This is a genomic window from Hydrogenophaga crocea, from assembly GCF_011388215.1.
In the GTDB taxonomy this organism is placed as follows: domain Bacteria; phylum Pseudomonadota; class Gammaproteobacteria; order Burkholderiales; family Burkholderiaceae_C; genus Hydrogenophaga; species Hydrogenophaga crocea.
Genome location: NZ_CP049989.1, coordinates 4,416,966 through 4,433,775, shown reverse-complemented (window position 1 = coordinate 4,433,775; position 16,810 = coordinate 4,416,966). Strand labels below are relative to the sequence as shown.

The 16,810-nt window shown below is 68.5% G+C and carries 19 protein-coding genes; 12 read left to right on the top strand and 7 right to left on the bottom strand.

What is annotated here, in order from left to right:
* Positions 1–12: 12 nt before the first annotated feature.
* The 5 genes from ugpB to ugpQ all read left to right on the top strand — a co-directional run bounded on the left by ugpB (position 13) and on the right by ugpQ (position 4,962).
* Positions 13–1,332, top strand: a complete 1,320-nt coding sequence (gene ugpB / locus G9Q37_RS21155; protein WP_166230535.1) for a sn-glycerol-3-phosphate ABC transporter substrate-binding protein UgpB — start codon at positions 13–15, stop codon at positions 1,330–1,332.
* 104 nt (positions 1,333–1,436) lie between these two features.
* Positions 1,437–2,318 (top strand): sn-glycerol-3-phosphate ABC transporter permease UgpA, encoded by an 882-nt coding sequence (gene ugpA, locus G9Q37_RS21150; protein WP_166230533.1) that lies wholly within the window; start codon positions 1,437–1,439, stop codon positions 2,316–2,318.
* Between the two features lies 1 nt (position 2,319).
* The gene (gene ugpE, locus G9Q37_RS21145; protein WP_166230531.1) at positions 2,320–3,174 is read left to right on the top strand and encodes a sn-glycerol-3-phosphate ABC transporter permease UgpE; all 855 of its coding nucleotides are present in this window, start codon (positions 2,320–2,322) and stop codon (positions 3,172–3,174) included.
* 11 nt (positions 3,175–3,185) lie between these two features.
* Positions 3,186–4,196 carry a sn-glycerol-3-phosphate import ATP-binding protein UgpC gene (locus G9Q37_RS21140; RefSeq protein ID WP_166230529.1) on the top strand — a complete coding sequence of 337 codons (1,011 nt, stop codon included), beginning with the start codon at positions 3,186–3,188 and terminating at the stop codon, positions 4,194–4,196.
* Between the two features lie 16 nt (positions 4,197–4,212).
* Positions 4,213–4,962: a glycerophosphodiester phosphodiesterase gene (gene ugpQ / locus G9Q37_RS21135; RefSeq protein WP_166230527.1), complete on the top strand. Its 750-nt coding sequence runs from the start codon at positions 4,213–4,215 to the stop codon at positions 4,960–4,962.
* A 6-nt stretch (positions 4,963–4,968) separates the two neighbouring features.
* Here ugpQ and G9Q37_RS21130 read toward each other — a convergent pair whose 3' ends face one another.
* Positions 4,969–5,229: a hypothetical protein gene (locus tag G9Q37_RS21130; protein WP_166230525.1), complete on the bottom strand. Its 261-nt coding sequence runs from the start codon at positions 5,227–5,229 to the stop codon at positions 4,969–4,971.
* Between the two features lie 48 nt (positions 5,230–5,277).
* On the opposite strand from G9Q37_RS21130, the gene hemA reads away from it, so the two are divergent.
* The 5 genes from hemA to G9Q37_RS21105 all read left to right on the top strand — a co-directional run bounded on the left by hemA (position 5,278) and on the right by G9Q37_RS21105 (position 10,098).
* Entirely contained in the window at positions 5,278–6,570 is a 1,293-nt protein-coding gene (gene hemA, locus G9Q37_RS21125; protein ID WP_166230523.1) for a glutamyl-tRNA reductase, read from the top strand.
* A 62-nt stretch (positions 6,571–6,632) separates the two neighbouring features.
* Positions 6,633–7,718 (top strand): peptide chain release factor 1, encoded by a 1,086-nt coding sequence (gene prfA / locus G9Q37_RS21120; RefSeq protein ID WP_166230521.1) that lies wholly within the window; start codon positions 6,633–6,635, stop codon positions 7,716–7,718.
* Positions 7,715–8,551, top strand: a complete 837-nt coding sequence (gene prmC / locus G9Q37_RS21115) for a peptide chain release factor N(5)-glutamine methyltransferase (protein WP_166230519.1) — start codon at positions 7,715–7,717, stop codon at positions 8,549–8,551. The genes prfA and prmC overlap by 4 nt, the downstream gene beginning before the upstream one ends.
* A gap of 44 nt (positions 8,552–8,595) precedes the next feature.
* Positions 8,596–8,919 carry a Grx4 family monothiol glutaredoxin gene (gene grxD / locus G9Q37_RS21110; protein ID WP_166230517.1) on the top strand — a complete coding sequence of 108 codons (324 nt, stop codon included), beginning with the start codon at positions 8,596–8,598 and terminating at the stop codon, positions 8,917–8,919.
* 168 nt (positions 8,920–9,087) lie between these two features.
* A complete protein-coding gene (locus G9Q37_RS21105; RefSeq protein ID WP_166230515.1) occupies positions 9,088–10,098 on the top strand; it encodes an AAA family ATPase in 1,011 nt (336 codons plus the stop codon).
* Between the two features lie 6 nt (positions 10,099–10,104).
* On the opposite strand, the gene G9Q37_RS21100 is transcribed toward G9Q37_RS21105, so the two are convergent.
* Both G9Q37_RS21100 and G9Q37_RS21095 read right to left on the bottom strand, forming a co-directional pair.
* The gene (locus G9Q37_RS21100; RefSeq protein ID WP_166230514.1) at positions 10,105–10,731 is read right to left on the bottom strand and encodes a lytic transglycosylase domain-containing protein; all 627 of its coding nucleotides are present in this window, start codon (positions 10,729–10,731) and stop codon (positions 10,105–10,107) included.
* A complete protein-coding gene (locus G9Q37_RS21095) occupies positions 10,728–12,473 on the bottom strand; it encodes a proline--tRNA ligase (protein ID WP_166230512.1) in 1,746 nt (581 codons plus the stop codon). Before G9Q37_RS21095 ends, G9Q37_RS21100 begins: the two co-directional genes overlap by 4 nt.
* A 172-nt stretch (positions 12,474–12,645) precedes the next feature.
* Here G9Q37_RS21095 and G9Q37_RS21090 point away from each other — a divergent pair, with 172 nt between their 5' ends.
* Both G9Q37_RS21090 and G9Q37_RS21085 read left to right on the top strand, forming a co-directional pair.
* The gene (locus G9Q37_RS21090; protein ID WP_166230510.1) at positions 12,646–13,272 is read left to right on the top strand and encodes an RNA pyrophosphohydrolase; all 627 of its coding nucleotides are present in this window, start codon (positions 12,646–12,648) and stop codon (positions 13,270–13,272) included.
* The gene (locus G9Q37_RS21085; RefSeq protein ID WP_166230508.1) at positions 13,269–13,778 is read left to right on the top strand and encodes a CNP1-like family protein; all 510 of its coding nucleotides are present in this window, start codon (positions 13,269–13,271) and stop codon (positions 13,776–13,778) included. Before G9Q37_RS21090 ends, G9Q37_RS21085 begins: the two co-directional genes overlap by 4 nt.
* A 9-nt stretch (positions 13,779–13,787) precedes the next feature.
* Here the strand turns inward: G9Q37_RS21085 and proB are convergent, their stop codons facing one another.
* From proB to rplU, 4 genes are all read right to left on the bottom strand, one after another.
* Positions 13,788–14,957, bottom strand: coding sequence for a glutamate 5-kinase (gene proB / locus G9Q37_RS21080; RefSeq protein ID WP_240936449.1), 1,170 nt, complete (start codon positions 14,955–14,957; stop codon positions 13,788–13,790).
* 3 nt (positions 14,958–14,960) lie between these two features.
* On the bottom strand, positions 14,961–16,031 hold the full coding sequence (cgtA, locus tag G9Q37_RS21075) for an Obg family GTPase CgtA (protein ID WP_166230506.1): 1,071 nt from the start codon (positions 16,029–16,031) through the stop codon (positions 14,961–14,963).
* An 80-nt stretch (positions 16,032–16,111) separates the two neighbouring features.
* Positions 16,112–16,369, bottom strand: a complete 258-nt coding sequence (gene rpmA, locus G9Q37_RS21070) for a 50S ribosomal protein L27 (protein WP_166230504.1) — start codon at positions 16,367–16,369, stop codon at positions 16,112–16,114.
* Between the two features lie 12 nt (positions 16,370–16,381).
* Positions 16,382–16,693, bottom strand: coding sequence for a 50S ribosomal protein L21 (rplU, locus tag G9Q37_RS21065; protein WP_166230502.1), 312 nt, complete (start codon positions 16,691–16,693; stop codon positions 16,382–16,384).
* Between the last annotated feature and the right edge of the window lie 117 nt (positions 16,694–16,810).

The window sequence follows — 16,810 nt, the reverse complement described above, 5'->3', positions numbered from 1 at the left end:
CGAGGAGCCTCCATGAAAAACCGCTACCTGCCCCTGGCCGGCGCCATCGCACTGGCCGCCGCCTTCACCGCCCCCGCCCACGCACAGACCGAGATCCAGTGGTGGCACTCCATGGGCGGCGCGCTGGGCGAATGGGTGAACGACCTGGCCAAGGACTTCAACGCCACCCAGACCCAGTACAAGATCGTGCCGACCTTCAAGGGCAGCTACGACGAGTCCATGACGGCCGCGATCGCCGCCTTCCGCGCCGGCAACGCGCCCCACATCCTGCAGGTGTTCGAGGTGGGCACGGCCACCATGATGGCCAGCCGCCAGGCCATCGTGCCCGTGGGCGAGGTGATGAAGAAGGCCGGCGTGACCTTCGACCCCAACGCCTACGTGCCCGCCGTGGCCGGCTACTACACCGCGCCCAACGGCCAGATGCTGAGCTTCCCCTTCAACAGCTCGACCACCGTCTTCCACTACAACAAGGACGCCTTCAAGGCCGCCGGCCTCGACCCCGAGAAGCCGCCCAAGACCTGGCCCGAGGTGGCCCTGGCCGCCGGCAAGCTCAAGGCCTCGGGTCACAAGTGCCCCTTCACCACCAGCTGGGTGAGCTGGACCCAGCTCGAGAGCTTCTCGGCCTGGCACAACACCGAGTTCGCCACCCTGGGCAACGGCATGCGTGGCCTGAACACGCGGCTGAGCTTCAACAGCCCGCTGCACGTGCGCCACATCGAGAACCTGGCCAACATGGCCAAGACCGGCCTGTTCGTCTACAAGGGCCGCGGCAACGCCGCCGACGCCACCTTCGTCTCGGGCGAGTGCGCCATGATCACCGGCTCGTCGGCGCTGTACGGCAACGTCAAGCGCAACGCCAAGTTCGTGGGCGGCATCGGCACCCTGCCCTACTACCCCGACGTGGCCGGCGCGCCCCAGAACACCGTGATCGGCGGCGCCAGCCTGTGGGTGATGTCGGGCAAGAAGGAAGCCGAGTACAAGGGCGTGGCGATGTTCTTCGCCCACCTCTCCAAGGCCGAGGAAGCGGCCAAGAGCCACCAGCGCACCGGCTACCTGCCCGTGACCAAGGCGGCCTACGAGCTGACCGAAAAGTCGGGCTTCTACAAGCAGAACCCGGGCACCGACGTGTCGGTGGAGCAGATGATCCGCAAGACCACCGACAAGTCGCGCGGCATCCGCCTGGGCAACTTCGTGCAGATCCGCACCATCAACGACGAAGAGCTCGAACAGGTCTGGGCCGGCCGCAAGGCGCCCAAGCAGGCGCTCGACGACGCCGTCAAGCGCGGCAACGAGCTGCTGGCCCGCTTCGAAGCCGCCAACAAGGGCAAGTGATGTCCCCCGGGCACCCCGGGTGCCCAGCCCGCCCCGAACCGGCATGACCCGGTCGGGGCGGTTTTTGTTGTAGGGTCGCGCCCCTCGACGTCCACGAGATTGCCATGGAAAAACGCGTCCGATTCCGATCCGCCTGGCTGCCCTGGCTGCTGGTGGCCCCGCAGATGGCGGTGGTACTGGTGTTCTTCTTCTGGCCTGCCGCGCAGGCGCTCTACCAGAGCGTGCTGCAGCAAGACGCCTTCGGCCTGTCCACCGAGTTCGTGGGCCTGGCCAACTTCGAGCGCCTGTTCGCCGACCCGAGCTACATCGCCTCGTTCAAGGTCACGGCGGTGTTCTCCTTCCTCGTGGCCGCCGTGGGCCTGGTGATCGCGCTGCTGCTGGCCGTGATGGCCAACCGCGTGCTGCGCGGCGCCTCGGTCTACAAGACGCTGCTGATCTGGCCCTACGCCGTGGCCCCCGTGGTGGCGGGCGTGCTGTGGCTGTTCATGTTCGCCTCACCCTACGGCGTGGTGGCCTATGCGCTGCGCTGGATGGGCATGGACTGGAACCACCTGCTCAACCCCGACCATGCGCTCGCGCTGATCGTGATGGCCGCGGTGTGGAAGCAGATCTCGTACAACTTCCTGTTCTTCCTCGCGGGGCTGCAGTCGATCCCGCACTCGCTGATCGAGGCCGCCACCATCGACGGCGCCTCGCCCTGGCGCCGCTTCTGGACCATCGTGTTCCCACTGCTGTCGCCCACCACTTTCTTCCTGCTGGTGATCAACATCGTCTACGCCTTCCTCGACACCTTCGCCATCGTCGATGCCACCACCCACGGCGGCCCGGGCAAGGAGACCGCGATCCTGGTCTACAAGGTGTACTACGACGGCTTCAAGGCCCTGGACATGGGCGGCTCGGCCGCGCAATCGGTGATCCTCATGGGCATCGTCATCGCGCTCACGGTGCTGCAGTTCCGCTTCGTCGAAAAGAAAGTGCAGTACTGACATGATCGAACGACGCCCCGTCCTCACCTTCTTTTCGCACCTGATCCTGCTGATCGGCGTGCTGGTGGTGGCCTTTCCGGTCTACATCACCTTCGTGGGCTCCACGCAGACGGCCGAGCAGGTGGCCACGAGCAACCCGCTGTCGCTGGTGCCGGGCAGCCATTTCTTCGAGACCTACAAGCTCGCGCTGCTCGGCGGCAAGACCAGCGGCGGCTCCACCATCGCGCCCGTGGCGCCCATGCTCTGGGTGAGCTTCGTGAGCGCCATGGTGATCGCCGTCGGCAAGATCGCGATCTCGCTGCTGTCGGCCTTCGCCATCGTGTACTTCCGCTTCCCGGCGCGCGGCCTGGTGTTCTGGATGATCTTCGTGACCCTGATGCTGCCGGTGGAGGTGCGCATCGGCCCGACCTACGCGGTGGTGTCCGACCTGGGCATGCTCAACAGCTACGCGGGCCTGACCGTGCCGCTGATCGCGTCGGCCACGGCCACCTTCCTGTTCCGCCAGTTCTTCCTCACCGTGCCCGACGAGCTCGTGGAGGCCGCGCGCATGGACGGCGCCGGCCCGATGCGCTTCTTCTGGGACGTGCTGCTGCCGCTGTCGCGCACCAGCATCGCGGCGCTGTTCGTGATCCAGTTCATCTACGGCTGGAACCAGTACCTCTGGCCGCTGCTCGTGACCACCAGCGAGGACATGTACCCGGTGGTGCTGGGCATCAAGCGCGCCATCTTCGGCGAGGTCTACGTGGAATGGAACGTGGTGATGGCCACCGCCATCCTCGCCATGCTGCCGCCGGCCTTCGTGGTCATCCTCATGCAGAAGTGGTTCGTCAAGGGCCTGGTCGATACCGAGAAATAAAGAGAGCCGACATGGCAACGCTGCAATTCAAGAACGTCATCAAGCAGTACCGGCAGGGCAAGCAGTCGCTGCAGGTGATCCACGGCGTGAGCGCCGACATCCACGACGGCGAATTCATCGTGATCGTCGGGCCCTCGGGCTGCGGCAAGAGCACGCTGCTGCGCATGGTCGCGGGCCTCGAAGAGGTCACGGGCGGCGAGATCTGCATCGGCCCGCGCGTGGTGAACCAGCTCGAACCGGCCGAGCGCGACATCGCCATGGTGTTCCAGAACTACGCGCTCTACCCGCACATGAGCGTGTTCGACAACATGGCCTACGGCCTGAAGATCGCCAAGGTGCCGCCCGATCAGATCAAGGCGCGCGTGGACAAGGCCGCCAAGATCCTCGAGCTCGGCCACCTGCTCGAGCGCAAGCCGCGCCAGCTCTCGGGCGGCCAGCGCCAGCGCGTGGCCATGGGCCGTGCCATCGTGCGCCAGCCGCAGGTGTTCCTGTTCGACGAGCCACTGTCCAACCTGGATGCCAAGCTGCGCGCGCAGACACGCATCGAGATCCAGAAGCTGCACCGCGAACTCGGCATCACCAGCCTGTTCGTCACCCACGACCAGGTCGAGGCCATGACGCTGGCGCAGCGCATGATCGTGATGAACGCGGGGCACATGGAGCAGTTCGGCACGCCCGAAGAGGTCTACAACCGCCCCGCCACCACCTTCGTCGCGAGCTTCATCGGCTCGCCGCCCATGAACCTGCTCAAGCAGGCGCCGGGCGGGCGCGAAGGCCGCATCCTGGGCATCCGGCCCGAGCACCTCGACGTGGGCAGCGAAGGCTGGTCGCTGCAGGTGGAGACCGTGGAACTGCTGGGCGCCGAGCGCCTGGTGCACTGCCGCCTCGGCGACGAGGCCGTGATCATCCGCACCCACGAAGACGAAGGCGCGCCCGCCGTGGGCAGCACCATCCGCGCGAAGCCGCGCGAAGACCGCCTGCACTGGTTCGACGCGGCCACGCAGCGCCGCGTCGAGGCCTGAAGCGCGGACCCACGCCATGCCCGCCCCCGCCCCCTGGCCCTACCCACTCTGGATCGCCCACCGCGGCGCGGGCAAGCTCGCGCCCGAGAACACGCTCGCGGCCTTCCGCCTCGGCGCGGCGCACGGCTACCGCATGTACGAATGCGACGCCAAGCTCAGCGCCGACGGCGTGGTGTTCCTGCTGCACGACGCCACGCTCGAGCGCACCACCAATGGCCAGGGCACCGCCGGTGAACGCCCCTGGACCGAGTTGAGCCGGCTCGATGCCGGCGGCTGGCATTCGCGCGCCTACGCGGGCGAGCCGCCGGCCACGCTGGCGTCCATCGCACGCCACTGCCTGGCGCACCGGCACTGGCTCAACATCGAGATCAAGCCCACGCCGGGTCAGGAGCTCGAAACCGGCCGCGTGGTGGCGGCCGAGGCACAGCGCCTGTGGGTGCGCCAGCCCGACCGGCCGCCGCTGCTGACCTCGTTCCGCCCCGAGTCGCTGCTGGGCGCGCGCCAGGCCGCGCCCGACCTGCCGCGCGGCCTGCTGCTCGACACGCTGTGGGACGGCTGGCTTGACGTGGCGCGCGAGCTCGGCGTTCGCGCCCTGGTGTGCAACCACGCGCTCTGGGACCGGGCCCTGGTGCGCATCGCGCGCGGCGAGGGCTGGCGCATGCTGGCCTACACGGTGAACGACGAGTGGGCGGCCGAGCGCCTGATCGACCTCGGGCTGGACGGCATCATCACCGACCGGGTGGACCTGTTCGCACCGGTGAGCTGAGCCGGCTCAGCGCCCACGCAACCACCAGGCCAGCGTGCCCTGCACCCCGACCAGCGCGGCGTACACGGCCATGCGGCCGTCGCGGTCGAACAGGACCAGACCGGCCACCAGCACCAGCACGCCAGCGGCCAGCAGCACCGCGAATTGCGTGGCCGGCCCGAAGCGCTGGGCGCGCCGCACCCGCAGGCCCAGCCACAGCACCAGGGCCAGCCCGAAGGCCGGTGCCACGAAGGCCAGGACGTGCCCCAGCAACAGTCCAAACGTCATGCCGAAGGAAAAGCAGCGTCCATAAGCGCTAAATTTTATAATCCGGTCATGTCTGTCTGGACGCTCGGCATCAACCACCAGACGGCCCCGCTCGATCTGCGGGGCCGTTTCGCGTTTGCGCTCGACCAGATCCAGCCCACGCTGCACCAGTTGCGCAGCCGCCTGCCGCGCCAGCCCGAGGCCACGCTGCTGTCCACCTGCAACCGCACCGAGCTTTACGGCGCCGGTGATCCCACCGCCCTCGACCCCACGCTCGACTGGCTCGCCCAGACCGGCGGCGTGAGCCCGCAGGTGCTGCGCGAGCACGCCTACGTGCTGCGCGACGGGCAGGCCGCGCGCCATGCGTTCCGCGTGGCCAGCGGCCTCGACAGCATGGTGCTGGGCGAGGCCCAGATCCTGGGCCAGATGAAAGACGCGGTGCGCGTGGCCGACGAAGCCGGCGCGCTCGGTACCACGCTGCACCAGCTGTTCCAGCGCTCGTTCGCGGTGGCCAAGCAGGTGCGCAGTTCCACCGAAATCGGCGCCCATTCCATCAGCATGACCGCCGCGGCGGTGCGCCTGGCCTCGCAGCTGTTCGAAGACCTGCGCGAGATCCGCGTGCTGTTCGTGGGCGCGGGCGAGATGATCGAGCTCGCGGCCACGCACTTCGCGGCCCGCACGCCCAAGGCGATGGCGATCGCCAACCGCACCATGGAGCGCGGCGAGAAGCTCGCGGGCCGCTTCGGCGCCCAGGTGATGCGCCTGGCCGACGTGCCCGACCGCCTGCACGAATTCGACGCCGTGGTGAGCTGCACCGCGAGCACCCTGCCCATCATCGGCCTGGGTGCGGTGGAGCGCGCGCTCAAGAAGCGCAAGCACCGGCCCATGTTCATGGTCGACCTGGCCGTGCCGCGCGACATCGAGGCCGAGGTCAAGGGCCTGGACGACATCTACCTCTACACCGTCGACGACCTCGCCCACGTGGTGCAGACCGGCAAGGAGCACCGCCAGGCCGCGGTGGCACAGGCCGAAGCCATCATCGACGCCGGTGTGCTCAGCTTCATGCACTGGATGGAGCGGCGCGACCCCAACAACGGCGTGATCCCGCTGATCCAGCAGATCAATGCCCAGGCCGATGCCTGGCGCGCCCACGAACTCGCGCGCGCCAAGCGTCTGCTCGCGCGCGGCGAACCCGTGGAGGCCGTGCTCGAGGCCCTGTCCAAGGGGCTCACGCAGAAGATGCTGCACGGCACCCTGGCCGAGTTGCACAGTGGCGACGCGGCCGCGCGCGCCGCCACGGCCGAAACCGTCTCGCGCCTGTTCCTGCGCGAAGGCGCGCCCCCGCGCGAGCCGCGCGCCTAGCACCGCCTGCCGGCGGCCGGGCCCTGCGCCGGGCGCCGTGCATGGCCGAGTCCGCCCGCCCCATGAAACCCTTCGTCCGCGACTCCCTGCTGCGCCAGCGCGCGCGGCTGCACGAGCTCGACGCCCTGCTCTCGGCGCCCGACGTGGTCGACGACATGGCGCGCTTTCGCGCGCTCAGCAAGGAGCACGCCGAGGCGAGCCAGGTGGTCGCGGTGTTCGACCGCTTCCTGCAGCGCGAGGCCGACCTGCAGACCGCCCAGGAGCTGCTGCGCGACCCCGACATGGCCGACATGGCGCGCGAAGAGATCGCCGCCTGCGAAGCCGACATCGCCGCGCTCGACACCGAGCTGCAGACCCTGCTGCTGCCGCGCGACCCCGACGACGCGCGCAACGCCTTCGTCGAAATCCGCGCGGGCACGGGCGGTGACGAATCGGCGCTGTTCGCGGGCGACCTCGCGCGCCTGTACACGCGCTACGCCGAGCGCCAGGGCTGGCGCGTGGAGGTGATGAGCGAATCGCCCAGCGAGCTCGGCGGCTACAAGGAGGTGGTGCTGCGCATCGAGGGCGACGGGGCGTATGGCCGGCTGCGCTTCGAGTCGGGCGGCCACCGGGTGCAGCGCGTGCCCGCCACCGAAGCCCAGGGCCGCATCCACACCAGCGCCGCCACCGTGGCCGTGATGCCCGAGCCCGATGAGGCCCAGGCCATCGAGCTCAACCCGGCCGAGCTGCGCATCGACACCTTCCGCGCCAGCGGTGCGGGCGGCCAGCACATCAACAAGACCGATTCGGCGGTGCGCGTGACGCACCTGCCCACCGGCATCACCGCCGAGTGCCAGGACGGCCGCAGCCAGCACAGCAACAAGGCCAAGGCCCTGCAGGTGCTGGCCGCGCGGCTGCGCGAGAAAGACCGCGCGGCGCGCGCCGCCAAAGAAGCGGCCACGCGCAAGGGCCTGATCGGCAGCGGCGACCGCAGCGACCGCATTCGCACCTACAACTTCCCGCAGGGCCGGCTCACCGACCACCGCATCAACCTCACGCTCTACCAGTTGCTCAGCGTGATGGAGGGCGAGATCGACGAGGTGATCCACGCGCTGCAGGTGGCGCGCGGCGCCGAGCTGCTGGCCGAGCTCGAACAAGGCCAGGCATGACGCTCGCGTCCCGACTCGCCCGCCTGAGCGCCGACGGCCTGCCCCGGCTCGAAGCCCTGCAGCTGCTCCTGCTCGCGCTGGGCCGCGACCCGCACGACCGCGCCTGGCTGCTCGCGCACGACGACCAGACGCTGAACACCGAGGCCGAGGCGCGGCTGTCCGCGCTGCTCGAGCGCCACCGCGCCGGCGAACCCATGGCCTACCTGCGCGGCGAGCAGGCCTTTTTCGGCTTGAACCTGCGCGTCGACCGCCGGGTGCTGGCCCCCCGCCCCGACACCGAAACCCTGGTGCAATGGGCCATCGATGTGCTGTCGACCGGGGCCCCTCCCGATGCGCGCGTGCTCGACCTCGGCACCGGCAGCGGCGCGATCGCGCTCGCCCTGCAGCACCATAGCCCCACCTGGCGCGTGACCGCCACCGACGCGAGCGCCGATGCGCTGGCGGTGGCGCGCGCCAACGCCGAGCGCCTGGGCCTGGCCGTGGCCTTGCGCCAGGGCGCCTGGCTGGCCGCGGTGCCGGGCGAGCGCTTCGAGCTGATCGTGAGCAACCCGCCCTACATCGCCGAAGGCGACCCGCACCTGAACGCGCTGCACCACGAGCCGATCGGCGCGCTCACCGCCGGCCCCGACGGCCTGGACGATCTGCGCACCCTGGTGGCGCAGGCGCCCGAGGCCCTGGCGCCGGGCGGCTGGCTGCTGCTGGAGCACGGCCACGACCAGGGCGAAACGGTGCAGGCCCTGCTGCGCGAACGCGGCTTCGAGGCCGTGGCCGGCCGCACCGATCTTGCGGGCATCGTGCGCTGCAGCGGCGGCCGCTGGCCGGCAGCGCGATAATCCCGCGTCGCCGGCCCGGCGCCGGCATTGCACAGGACACCCCCATGAGCGACACCCAGACCCGCATCGACCAACTGGTCAAGTCCAACGACATCGTGCTCTTCATGAAGGGCAACGCAAGTTTTCCCATGTGCGGCTTCTCGGGCCGCGCGATCCAGATCCTCAAGGCCAGCGGCGTGGACCCCAAGGGCCTGGTCACGGTCAACGTGCTCGAAGACGACGCCATCCGCCAGGGCATCAAGGAATACAGCAACTGGCCCACGATCCCGCAGCTCTACGTCAAGGGCGAGTTCATCGGCGGCTCCGACATCATGATGGAGATGTACCAGTCGGGCGAGTTGCAGCAGGTACTCGGTACGCAGGGCTGAGCCTCCTTTCGCCCCGCCATCGAAGCCGCCCACCGGGCGGCTTCGTGCTTTCTGGCACACGGCGCGCGAAATCGCGTTCAAGCGGGGATTTCCCCAGCCTTTTCAGCGTTGAGCCCAGGCACGCCCTGTGCTTGAATGAAAGCGCCGAACCGCTTGAAGGAGTGATTCATGAGCAGCTCACGCAGCCTGGTGGCCACCCCTCCGATGGGCCTGCCCATCGCCCACATGCGCACCGTGTTCCAGCCCGAAGACGTGGAGCGCAAGCTCGCGCGGCTGCAGCAGGCGGCCGGCAGCGAACGCGAGCACGAGATCCTTCGCAACACCTGGCAACGCATGCTCGAGCGCGGCCCGCAACGCTTCGCGGTGAAGCCCTCGGGCGTGCCCGACATGGCGCCGCTCTACGAGCTCATGCCCAATTTTGGTGAGGCGCTCGACGACGTGAAGCGCCACGTGGCCCTGAGCCAGGACAGCCGCGACAGCCTCGAGGTCACCCCCATGCTGCTGCTGGGCCCGCCCGGCGTGGGCAAGACGCACTTCGCGCGCCAGATCGCCGAGCTGCTGGGCACCAGCATGAACCTGGTGCCCATGAGCAGCATGACCGCGGGCTGGTTGCTGTCGGGCTCGTCGTCGCAATGGAAAGGCGCGCGCCCCGGCAAGGTGTTCGAGGCCCTGATCGAAGGCCAGTACGCCAACCCCGTGATTGTGGTGGACGAGATCGACAAGGCCAGCGCCGACGCCCAGTACGACCCGCTGGGTGCGCTCTACAGCCTGCTCGAGCACGACACCGCACAGCACTTCATCGACGAGTTCGCCGAGGTGCCGATCGACGCCAGCCAGGTGATCTGGGTCACCACGGCCAACGACGAGCGCGCCATCCCCGAACCCATCCTCAACCGCATGAACGTGTACGAGATCCAGGCGCCGTCGCCCGAGGCGGCGCGCAAGATCGCAGCCAACCTCTACCGCAGCATCCGCGCCGAACACGACTGGGGCCAGCGCTTCGCGCCCGAGCCTGCGGCCGACGTGCTCGATGCGCTGTCGGCCATGCCGCCGCGCGAGATGCGGCGCGCGATCGTCACGGCTTTCGGCAACGCCCGGCTCGACGAGCGCGACGCGGTGGAGCCCGACGACCTGCCGCGGCAGGGCTCGGGCAAGACCCGCATCGGCTTCCTGCAGTAAGGCAGGTCAGGCGTCGGGGTGCGCCCAGCGGCGCATCGCCACGTAGACCGAGTTCGGGTACGGCGCGCGGCCGCGGCTGCCGTTGTAGCGGCCCAGCGCAAGAAAGGTGTCGCCCCGCTCGCGGTCGAGGTAGTGGCGCAGGATGGTGCAGCCGAAGCTGATGTTGGCGTTGAGATCGAACAGCACACCGGCGTCGCCGTTGCCGATCAGCCGCGCCCAGAAGGGCATCACCTGCATGTAGCCGCGCGCGCCGACCGACGACACCGCGTACTTGCGAAAGGCACTTTCCACCTGCACCACGCCCATCACGAGGGTCGGGTCCAGGCCCTGGCGCACCGCGTAGTACCAGACCGTGCGCAGGAACTCCTCGCGCTCGAGCGGGTGGGACTTCTGCCGCGCCAGGCGCGGCGCCAGGTCGCGCTCCCAGCGCGCGTAACGCTGGCGCGAGGGCAGCGGCAGCAACTCGTGGTTGGGCGGACCCGCCGCTTCGATGGACATGCGCAAGGCGCCACGCACCGCGTCGGCCAGGGGTTCTTCCACCTGGCCCGCGTGCGCGGGCGGCAGCCAGGCGGACGCGCCCAGCGAGGCCAGCCCGAGCAGGCTGTCGCGGCGCGACCACCGCCCCGGCTTCATGCCTGCAGGCGGCCCTTCACGTGGGCCACGATGTCCGCGAGCTTGACGGCCGTGGGGGCGCTGTCGCGGCGGTGCTGGTACTCGACTTCGCCGGCCTTGAGCCCGCGGTCACCGATGGTGATGCGGTGCGGCACGCCGATGAGCTCCCAGTCGGCGAACATCGCGCCCGGGCGTTCGCCACGGTCGTCGAGGATCACGTCCACACCGTCGTTGAGGAGCTGCATGTAGAGATTGTCCGCAGCGGCCTTGACTTCCGCGCTGCGGTCCATGCCGATCGGGCACACCACGACCGTGAACGGCGCGATGGCGTCCGGCCAGATGATGCCGCGCTCGTCGTGGTTCTGTTCGATGGCGGCCGCGGGCAGGCGCGTGATGCCGATGCCGTAGCAGCCCATCTCGAAGTGCTTGGGCTTGCCGTCCTCGTCGAGGAAGGTGGCGTTCATGCCCTTGCTGTACTTGGTGCCCAGGTAGAACACGTGGCCGACCTCGATGCCGCGCTCGATCGCGAGCCGGCCCTTGCCGTCGGGCGACGGATCGCCTTCGACCACGTTGCGGATGTCGGCCACCTGGTCGGGCTCGGGCAGGTCGCGGCCCCAGTTCACGCCGGTCAGGTGCACGTCGACTTCGTTGCCGCCGCAAATCCAGTCGGCCATCACCGCGACCTCGCGGTCCACCACGAGCTTGACGGGCTGCTTCAGACCGATCGGGCCCAGGTAGCCAGGCTTGCAGCCGAAGTGCGCCTCGATCTCGGGCACGGTCGCGAAACGGTAGCCCTGGTCGAGCCCCGGCACCTTGCCCACCTTGACCTCGTTCATGTCGTGGTCGCCGCGCAGCAGCAACAGCCACACCTGCGACTTCACCACCTCGCCCGCTTCGTTGAGCGTGTCGGTGGCCAGCACCAGCGACTTGACCGTGGTGGCCAGTGGCACGCCGAGCAGGGCCGCCACCTCGGCGCAGGTGGACTTGCCGGGCGTGGGCGTGCGCACGAGCGGGTTCGAAGGCGCGGGGCGCGGACCCGCGGGCGCCAGGGCCTCGGCCTTTTCCATGTTGGCCGCGTAGTCGCTGTGGGGGCAATAGACGATGGCGTCTTCGCCGGTTGCCGCGATCACCTGGAACTCTTCGCTCAGGTCGCCGCCGATGGCGCCGCTGTCGGCCGCCACCGCGCGGTAGCGCAGACCGAAGCGGTCGAAGATGCGGCGGTAGGCCGCGCCCATCACCTGGTAGCTCGCCTTGGCGCCGGCTTCGTCGCGGTCGAAGCTGTAGGCGTCCTTCATGATGAACTCGCGGCCGCGCATGAGGCCGAAACGCGGCCGGCGCTCATCGCGGAACTTGGTCTGGATCTGGTACAGGTTGCGCGGCAGCTGCTTGTAGCTGCGCAGTTCTTGGCGGGCCACGTCGGTCACCACCTCTTCGCTGGTGGGCTGCACGACGAAGTCGCGGTCGTGGCGGTCCTTGATGCGCAGCAGCTCGGGGCCCATCTTCTCGAAGCGACCCGACTCCTGCCAGTACTCGGCCGGCTGGATCACGGGCATGGTCATTTCCACCGCGCCGGCGCGGTTCATCTCTTCGCGCACGATCGCCTCGATCTTGCGGATCACGCGCAGGCCCATCGGCATGTAGTTGTAGATGCCGGCCCCCAGTTTGCGGACCATGCCCGCCCGGGTCATCAGGCGGTGGCTCGCCACTTCGGCGTCGGCGGGCGCTTCCTTGAGCGTGGTGATCAGGAACTGGCTGGCTTTCATGAACGAATGTGCCCCGTCGGGGGCGATCGGTTGCTGCGTTTCGGGCGGGGGAGGCGCCAGGCCGCTGCGGGTATGTCCCTAGGCGGGGCGCGGGCTGGAGCGGTGTGTGATCACTTCGGATCGCATGGGGTGCGATGCATAATGGTCACAGTTCAAAAATCCGAGGTTGATTATGCTTGACAGAGAGGGTTTCAGACCCAATGTCGGCATCATTCTGCTCAACCAGAAAAACCAGGTGTTCTGGGGCAAGCGCATCCGCTCCCACTCCTGGCAGTTTCCGCAAGGCGGCATCGATCGGGGCGAAACCCCCGAGCAGGCCATGTACCGGGAACTGCACGAGGAAGTCGGTCTGCGCCCCGAGCACGTGAGCATCGTGGCCCGCACGCGGGACTGGTTGCGCTACGAAGTGCCGGACCGCTTCATCCGCCGGGATGCTCGCGGCCACTACAAGGGACAGAAGCAGATCTGGTACCTGCTGCGCCTGACCGCGCAGGACTGGCATCTGAACCTGCGCGCCACCAACCACCCCGAGTTCGACGCCTGGCGCTGGAACGACTACTGGGTGCCGCTCGATGTGGTGGTGGAATTCAAGCGCGGCGTCTACGAGATGGCGCTCACCGAGCTCTCGCGCTACCTGCCCCGGGTCGAGGGTCAGCGCAACCGTTTCCTGCGCCATGGCGGCCGGCCCCGCGCACCGGAGACGACGGCGTCTGCCGTGCCGGCGGGCATCGAGTTGCCGCCGGGCGCCAGCTTCGAACCCATGCCCAACGCCGGCGCCTGCGGCGCCGACCCCGAATGAGCCCGATCCCGAACCGGTCACTGGTGGCGGCCGCGGTCTTGTCCCTGGCGGCCTCCCTCGCGGCGGCGCAGGTGAACGAACCCGAGCCCTGGAAGGAAACGGCGGTGACGCCCCCGGCCGACTGGAACGCGGAGCGCGCGGTCGAGTTCCGCCTGGACAACACCGCCACGCTGCGCTACGCCATCGATCCGAAGACGGTTCGCTTCGATGAAGACGGCGTGGTGCGTTATGTGTTCATCGCCCGCAGCAGCAGCGGCGCGCTCAACGCGTTCTTCGAGGGCATCCGCTGCCAGACGGCGGAGGTCAAGACCCACGCGCGCTGGGACCCGGACGCGCGGCAATGGCGCACCGGCAGCGACACCTGGCAAGCGCTGGAGAACCGCGGCGCCACGCGCCGGGCCTGGCAAATGGCGCAGGCCGGGGTTTGCGACGGCAAGGCGCCCAACCGCTCGGTCAACCGCATCGTCGATTCGCTGCGCAACGGCCGCGCCGACCAGATGCGCTGACCGGCAGCCTCAGCCCCGGCTGAGCACCAGGTTGTCGCGGTGGATCATCTCGGGCTCGGCCGCATAGCCGAGCAGACGCTCGAAATCCGCCGACACCTTGCGACACAGCAACCGCGCCTCGGGACTCGCGTAGTTGGCGAGCCCTCGGGCGATCTCCAGGCCGCGCGCATCGCGCACGGCGATCACGTCACCGCGCGAGAAGTCGCCCTCGACCGCGGTCATGCCGATGGGCAGCAGGCTCTTGCCCTCGCCCACGATCTTGCTCACGGCCCCGTCGTCCACCACCACCGCACCGCGCAATTGCAGATGGTCCGACATCCAGCGCTTGCGCGCCTGGTGCTTCGCGGTCTGCGCCATCAGCGCGGTGCCGATGGCCTCACCGGTGCACAGCCGCTTGAGCACGTCGGGCTCGCGGCCCCAGGCGATGACGGTCGAGGCGCCCGAGGCGGCCGCGCGCTTGGCCGCCAGGATCTTGGTGATCATGCCGCCCTTGCCGATGCCGGACCCGGCCCCGCCCGCCATGGCCTCGAGCGCCGGATCGCCCGCCCGCGCCACGTGCACGAATTGCGCCGCGGGGTCGCGGCGCGGATCGGCCGTGTAGAGCCCCTTCTGGTCGGTGAGGATGACCAGCACATCGGCCTCGACCAGGTTGGCCACCAGCGCACCCAGGGTGTCGTTGTCGCCGAACTTGATCTCGTCGTTCACCACCGTGTCGTTCTCGTTGATCACGGGCACGACGCGCAGTTGCAGCAGCGTCAGCAGGGTCGACTTGGCGTTCAGGTAACGCTCGCGGTCCGCGAGGTCGGCATGCGTCAGCAGCACCTGCGCACTGCCCACGCCACAGGCGCGCAACTGGGTCTCGTACATCTGGACCAGTCCCATCTGCCCGACGGCAGCGGCCGCCTGCAGTTCGTGGATCTCCTTGGGGCGCGTGCGCCAACCCAGACGCTTCATGCCTTCGGCCACGGCGCCGCTGCTGACCATGATCAGTTCGCGGCCTTGCTGCACCAGCGCCGCCAATTGCTGGCTCCACTGGCGGATGGCCTGTTCGTCGAGGCCCCTGCCCTCGTTGGTCACGAGGCTGGAGCCCACCTTGACGACGATGCGCCGCGCCTCGCGCAACACCGGACCGGGTTCGGAAATCGACTTGTCGCTGTCTGCCTGCATGGTGGGAAGCATGGGTCAGTCGTCCTGCGGCGCGCCGAAACGGGGGTCGATCTCGGCGGGCGGTTGCTCGCTGCGGTGAACGTTGTGGATGTGTTCGAACACCTTCTGCACCAGCAGCTCGCAGCCTTCGCGCGTGAGGGCCGAGATCTGGAACACGGGACCCTTGTAGCGCAGGCGGCGCACGATGTCCTTGATGCGTTTCTCGCGCTCGTCGGCGGGCAACATGTCCACCTTGTTGAGCACGAGCCAGCGCGGCTTCTCGTGCAGCGTGGGGTCGAATTTCTTGAGTTCGGCCGCGATCGCACGCACCTGCGCCACGGGATCCACCGCCTCGTCAAAGGGCGCGGCGTCGACCAGATGCAGCAGCAAGCGGGTGCGCTGCAAATGGCGCAGGAACTGGTGACCCAGGCCCGCGCCTTCGGAGGCGCCCTCGATGAGACCCGGAACGTCGGCCACAACAAAGCTCTTCTCAGGGCCGACCCGCACCACGCCGAGATTGGGGTGGAGCGTGGTGAAGGGATAGTCGGCGATCTTGGGTCGCGCGTTGGAGATGGCCGCGATCAGCGTCGACTTGCCGGCATTGGGCATGCCGAGCAGGCCCACATCGGCCAGCACCTTGAGCTCGAGCTTGAGCGTCTTGCGCTCGCCGGGCCAGCCCGGCGTCTTCTGGCGCGGCGCCCGGTTGGTCGAACTCTTGTAGTGGAGGTTGCCGAAGCCGCCGTCACCGCCCTTGGCGATCATCACTTGCTCGCCAGGCTGCAGCAATTCACACACCAGGGCACCGGTCTCGGCGTCGGTGATGATGGTGCCGACCGGCATGCGAAGCACGATGTCGTCGCCTTTGACACCGAACATGTCGGAGCCCTTGCCGTGCTCGCCCCGCTGGGCTTCGAAGCGGCGCGTGTAGCGGAAATCGACCAGCGTGTTCAGGCCTGCATCGGCCAGCGCGTACACATGCCCGCCGCGGCCGCCATCGCCGCCGTCGGGGCCGCCGAACTCTTTGAACTTCTCGTGCCGGAAGGAAGCGCAGCCATTGCCCCCATCACCCGCGGCGACGTCGATGTGGGCTTCGTCAACGAATTTCATGCTGGGGTTGTATCAGGCTCTGGGGGGTGCAACAAAAAGGCCCGCACGCGCGGGCCTCTTGCGGGGGAATGACCCGGAGGTCAGACCGGCGTGATGCTCACCACGTGACGGCCGAGTGCACCCTTGACCGCGAAGTTGACGTGACCGTCAACCGTGGCGAACAGGGAGTGGTCTTTGCCGATACCGACATTGGTGCCGGGATGGAATTTCGTGCCGCGCTGGCGAACGATGATGGAGCCGGCCGAAACCAGTTCACCGCCGAAAGCCTTCACACCCAGCATCTTGGGCTTGGAATCGCGGCCGTTTCGCGTTGAGCCGCCGCCTTTTTTCTGTGCCATGTTGCGTGCTCCTTAGCCGGTGATCGAGGCGATCTCGATTTCGGTGAAGTTCTGCCGGTGACCCTGGCGCTTCTGGTAGTGCTTGCGGCGACGCATTTTGAAAATGCGCACCTTGTCGTGACGGCCGTGAGCCACCACTTTCACCGTGACCGTTGCGCCAGAGACCAAGGGGGTGCCCACCTTGAGTTCGGTGCCGTTACCGACAGCCAAAACCTGGTCGAACACGATCTCCTGGCCCACTTCCGCAGCAATCTGTTCTACTTTGATCTTCTCGCCAGCGGCAACGCGATACTGCTTGCCACCGGTTTTTATGACCGCGTACATAGGGATCCTCTCGATGTTTGCCGGCGCCCTGTGGCGCCCAGCCTCGGTAGACGGATTTCCACCGAACCGCGGATTATAGCGTCTGCCTTCCCGCCAGCCAAGACCGCGCCCGGCGAA

What these genes read in the sequence shown, in the direction of transcription:
- G9Q37_RS21090 (WP_166230510.1), top strand. Translation starts at nt 12,646, where the DNA reads ATGCTTGACAGAGAGGGTTTCAGACCCAATGTCGGCATCATTCTGCTC.
- G9Q37_RS21100 (WP_166230514.1), bottom strand. Translation starts at nt 10,731, where the DNA reads ATGAAGCCGGGGCGGTGGTCGCGCCGCGACAGCCTGCTCGGGCTGGCC.
- G9Q37_RS21105 (WP_166230515.1), top strand. Translation starts at nt 9,088, where the DNA reads ATGAGCAGCTCACGCAGCCTGGTGGCCACCCCTCCGATGGGCCTGCCC.
- ugpQ (WP_166230527.1), top strand. Translation starts at nt 4,213, where the DNA reads ATGCCCGCCCCCGCCCCCTGGCCCTACCCACTCTGGATCGCCCACCGC.
- rplU (WP_166230502.1), bottom strand. Translation starts at nt 16,693, where the DNA reads ATGTACGCGGTCATAAAAACCGGTGGCAAGCAGTATCGCGTTGCCGCT.
- hemA (WP_166230523.1), top strand. Translation starts at nt 5,278, where the DNA reads ATGTCTGTCTGGACGCTCGGCATCAACCACCAGACGGCCCCGCTCGAT.
- G9Q37_RS21130 (WP_166230525.1), bottom strand. Translation starts at nt 5,229, where the DNA reads ATGACGTTTGGACTGTTGCTGGGGCACGTCCTGGCCTTCGTGGCACCG.
- prmC (WP_166230519.1), top strand. Translation starts at nt 7,715, where the DNA reads ATGACGCTCGCGTCCCGACTCGCCCGCCTGAGCGCCGACGGCCTGCCC.
- ugpB (WP_166230535.1), top strand. Translation starts at nt 13, where the DNA reads ATGAAAAACCGCTACCTGCCCCTGGCCGGCGCCATCGCACTGGCCGCC.
- prfA (WP_166230521.1), top strand. Translation starts at nt 6,633, where the DNA reads ATGAAACCCTTCGTCCGCGACTCCCTGCTGCGCCAGCGCGCGCGGCTG.
- G9Q37_RS21085 (WP_166230508.1), top strand. Translation starts at nt 13,269, where the DNA reads ATGAGCCCGATCCCGAACCGGTCACTGGTGGCGGCCGCGGTCTTGTCC.
- ugpE (WP_166230531.1), top strand. Translation starts at nt 2,320, where the DNA reads ATGATCGAACGACGCCCCGTCCTCACCTTCTTTTCGCACCTGATCCTG.
- ugpA (WP_166230533.1), top strand. Translation starts at nt 1,437, where the DNA reads ATGGAAAAACGCGTCCGATTCCGATCCGCCTGGCTGCCCTGGCTGCTG.
- proB (WP_240936449.1), bottom strand. Translation starts at nt 14,957, where the DNA reads ATGCTTCCCACCATGCAGGCAGACAGCGACAAGTCGATTTCCGAACCC.
- G9Q37_RS21095 (WP_166230512.1), bottom strand. Translation starts at nt 12,473, where the DNA reads ATGAAAGCCAGCCAGTTCCTGATCACCACGCTCAAGGAAGCGCCCGCC.
- G9Q37_RS21140 (WP_166230529.1), top strand. Translation starts at nt 3,186, where the DNA reads ATGGCAACGCTGCAATTCAAGAACGTCATCAAGCAGTACCGGCAGGGC.
- cgtA (WP_166230506.1), bottom strand. Translation starts at nt 16,031, where the DNA reads ATGAAATTCGTTGACGAAGCCCACATCGACGTCGCCGCGGGTGATGGG.
- grxD (WP_166230517.1), top strand. Translation starts at nt 8,596, where the DNA reads ATGAGCGACACCCAGACCCGCATCGACCAACTGGTCAAGTCCAACGAC.
- rpmA (WP_166230504.1), bottom strand. Translation starts at nt 16,369, where the DNA reads ATGGCACAGAAAAAAGGCGGCGGCTCAACGCGAAACGGCCGCGATTCC.